Below are 3,627 nucleotides of genomic sequence, written 5' to 3' on the forward strand. Positions count from 1 at the left end.
CTACTGATTGCTGCACACTTTTAGTAGATTGCACTCGATGGCTTTTTCGTCAAGATTCAGCCTCCAGAAGAATTTACACCACTATTTGAGACTTTAACTGTCATCAACCCCATTCAGTCGGATGCCTTTCGAAACATGTACATTCGACAAACCAAGAATGACACGAAGGATGCATTCATCATTGCTGAAGTGTTGCGCTTTGGACGATACAGCACGACAGAACTCGGCAGTGATGAAATTGTTGCCTTGCGTCAATTGAGCCGATTCCGATTCAGTCTGGTAGACTCAATTTCAGACCTAAAGCGACAGGTCATCAGCGTGCTAGATATGCTGTTTCCCGAATACGAGCGACTCTTCTCAGACCTATTTGGTAAGACGTCCTCCGAATTATTGATGGAATACACAACACCGGAAGAGATCCTTGCCGTAGATACAGAAGAACTGGCGGCCTTCATTGCCAAACATAGTCGGAACCGTCTCGGACTGGACAAAGCGGAAGAACTCAAATCTGCCGCTGCTGCGTCGTTCGGCATCGACACAGCACTGGACGCGTATCGACTGCAATTGCGCCTGCTTCTCCAGCAGATTCGCTTCACAGAGGAGCAATTGGATTCACTGAACAGTGAGATCAAAAAGCGTCTCGAAGCCGTGGATACCAACCTTGTCACAATTCCAGGTATAGGTCCCGTCTTGGCTGCTGCCATTCTCGGTGAAATTGGCGATATAGCCCGATTTCCAACTGGCGTAAAGCTCGTTGCATTCGCCGGAATTGACCCTACAGTGCGTCATTCAGGAGAATTCACCGGAACGCGCAACCGAATGTCCAAACGTGGCTCACCTTATTTGCGCCGAGCCATCTGGCTTGCCGCAAGTGTCGCGAAGGTACACAGTCCAATTCTCAGAGATTTTTACGAACAGAAGCGGGCTCAAGGGAAACACCATTTAGCTGCAACCGGCGCCGTGGCGCGTAAATTGACATACATCATTCATGCCGTCTTACGGGATAAAAAGCCATACGAGCCAATCGCGTAAACCGAACGTCCCGTCTGAATATTCACATCAAGTCTGCTTCTGACAGGCTTATATAGATGCGTCCAAAAATCACTTCCCTTCATTGTTCTTAGAACTCAATTGAGTGCTTGACATTAGATAGCTGGTCTTCAAGTGGGGTTAACCTGAATAGTAGACGGAGAAGAAGCGGACACACAGGCAGAACGGGTATGCGTCCACAAATGTAGATTTGCAATGGGTCGGACAGCACGGGCCATCCATCCGGCGGCGTCGCCGACCAAATGTCCAATTCGATGGAGTGAGGACTGTGTTGGATAGGACGGTTCCAACACACGGCCGTGACGGTTTGCAATAGCAACCAGACAACCGGTAGCATACGAAGACCAAATCTCGAACCATTGACGGACACGGCGGATGGTGGATTCGTCCGCCCCCACTGAAGGTGATGATTCGGTAATGATCTGCTCTATACTTTCTCGGTCATAGCGCTTGTAGGGCACAAGAATATCTGGGAGTTCGTGGTGGATGCGATGACACTCCGTGCAACGAAGGGGCCGAATGATAAGGGTGAGTTGGTCACCGCTACTCTGCGTACAACGTCTACGTCGGCTTCCACATACAACAAGTTGGCCCTGACATGTTTTCCGCAAGTAAAAAATGCAGAGAAACGCGGCGGATTTGTGCATAGGCACCGCAACATTGAAGACGGAAGATTACGACGGCTTAGCTCCAGATAATGCATGTTGCAATCTATAACTTTCTCCGGTAAATGCCAAAACGTGTGCGTGGTGGACAAGCCGGTCCACAAGGGCGGCTGTGAGCCTTGCGTCACCAAACACTGTGTTCCACTGGCCAAACTCTAAGTTCGAGGTTACAATTACGCTCCGTTGCTCATAGCACTCGGAGATGACGTGAAATAACAGTTCAGCTCCGTCTTTGTGAAAGGGCACAAAGCCCATTTCGTCGAGAATCAGCAAGTCAGCCTTCTGTAGCTCTCTCAGGAAGCGGTTGAGCGTCCCGGTCCGGTACTTTTCCTGCAACATGGCTACAAGGTCATGAACCCTAAAGAATCGCACCTCATATCCCCGTCTGCAAGCTTCGACACCAAGCGCCGTTGCAAAATGGGTCTTGCCAGTACCTACTTTCCCCAGCATCATCACGTTCTCTTTTCGCTCAAGAAAAGTTAAATCCGTTAGGTACTCACGGCTGCAGTGTATCGGGAAGGTTACAGTTGTGAAATCGTAGCCGTCCAGTGTCTTCATTTGTGGGAAACGAGCTTTTTTCATCAGCCTTTGAATGCGGGACGTTTCTCGCCCCCGTAACTCTGCTTGCAATACGCCAAGTAAGAATTCCGTGCGGTCATTGAACGGAATCGTCTCGTATGCCTCCATCACGTGCGCCAAATGGAGGCTTTTGCACACAGCGGCTAGCTCCTGTTTCAAGCCTTGCTCACCCCCAATATGGCATCGTACTGGCCGAGGTCAGGTGTGTGCCCGTATACTTCCGTTGGAGTGTGAAACTCTGTGAACGGCTCTGGACGGAACTCCGGATGTTTCATGGCGTACAGCGTATGTTCAAGTACTGCATCGGGACTGAAGTGACCCACCAATGCATCCAGTGCGCTACCAATGTCGGACATCTCGTGCGTGTCCAGCAAGCGACGAATAAGGGCTACACGAGACTTCCTGAGCTCGACATCCTCCACCTGTACAAATGAGCGTACGGAATCCGGCATGAATTTCGCCAGGTCAGAATACATCACTGCCCTGGGTTTTCTCCGGTATCCGTCAAACACGGCCGGCCACTCAATCGGAATCGCCTTCTCTGTGTACGGGCGGGGTAGGGTAGCCAGGAGTCGGTACTCTCCGTCGTTGGACAGAACCTCAATCCTGTCCCACTTCACTTTCAGAAACACCGTCTCCAGCGCACGGCACTGAGGCAGTGGATAAGTGGTCGTCTCAAACCGAAGCTCCCGGTATTTGTTCAGCACAGCTGTTTCGAGACGAAAAACATCAAACGGAACGGTTGGCAAGGTGAGGAGGTTCTCGCGCTCTGCTCCCCAGAGGTCGGCGATACGTTCACCCTTGACATAGTGTAGGCGATTCATATCAGCCTCTCCTGCCTGAGCCAGATATGTCTCAAGTTCTGCATCCGTATTGCAAACCGGTGGTGGAACCAGCCAATTGCGTCGGCTATATCCAACCTTGTTCTCCACACTCCCCTTTTCATGCCCGCTGTAGGGATTACAGAACTCCGGATTGAATCGGTAGTGTGCCGTGAAGCGCAAAAATTGGTCAGTGAAAGTTCGCTTTCCGTCCTGGCCAATCGAGACGACCGCTGCCGACAAGTTATCGAACCAGATCCGCTTTGGAACGCCCCCTATCCGCTCAAAGATGTGTTTCATTGCCTCCAGGAAACATTCCGTGTTCTCCTTACGAACCGGAAAGGCAAAGGCAGCGTTGCTGAACGGGAAAGACATAATCAGCACTTTTCGCTCGACGAGTTTGCCGGGTTGTCCAGTAGAGTCCAATATACTGTGTAAAAAGGGATGGCACCCCGGGGCATAAAATATGAGCCATCCGCCCCTCTTTGGTAGAATGTGAGATTGGAGAAAAC

General features: G+C 50.8%; 4 protein-coding genes. 1 reads left to right on the forward strand and 3 read right to left on the reverse strand.

Going from position 1 to position 3,627, the window contains the following annotated elements:
- The first annotated feature begins 102 nt into the window (after positions 1 to 102).
- Positions 103 to 1,032, forward strand: coding sequence for an IS110 family RNA-guided transposase (locus J3482_RS19665; RefSeq protein WP_328702767.1), 930 nt, complete (start codon positions 103 to 105; stop codon positions 1,030 to 1,032).
- A 128-nt stretch (positions 1,033 to 1,160) separates the two neighbouring features.
- Here the strand turns inward: J3482_RS19665 and J3482_RS21960 are convergent, their stop codons facing one another.
- The 3 genes from J3482_RS21960 to J3482_RS19675 all read right to left on the reverse strand — a co-directional run.
- Positions 1,161 to 1,697, reverse strand: a complete 537-nt coding sequence (locus J3482_RS21960; protein ID WP_369123487.1) for a DUF6431 domain-containing protein — start codon at positions 1,695 to 1,697, stop codon at positions 1,161 to 1,163.
- A gap of 27 nt (positions 1,698 to 1,724) precedes the next feature.
- Positions 1,725 to 2,453 (reverse strand): IS21-like element helper ATPase IstB, encoded by a 729-nt coding sequence (gene istB, locus J3482_RS19670; protein WP_146824986.1) that lies wholly within the window; start codon positions 2,451 to 2,453, stop codon positions 1,725 to 1,727.
- On the reverse strand, positions 2,450 to 3,627 hold a 1,178-nt coding region (locus J3482_RS19675; protein ID WP_236018413.1), incomplete at its 5' end, for an IS21 family transposase. The genes J3482_RS19675 and istB, both read right to left, overlap by 4 nt.

Source organism: Alicyclobacillus suci (assembly GCF_017329615.1).
Classification (GTDB): domain Bacteria; phylum Bacillota; class Bacilli; order Alicyclobacillales; family Alicyclobacillaceae; genus Alicyclobacillus; species Alicyclobacillus suci.

What these genes read in the sequence shown, in the direction of transcription:
- J3482_RS21960 (WP_369123487.1), bottom strand. Translation starts at nt 1,697, where the DNA reads ATGCACAAATCCGCCGCGTTTCTCTGCATTTTTTACTTGCGGAAAACA.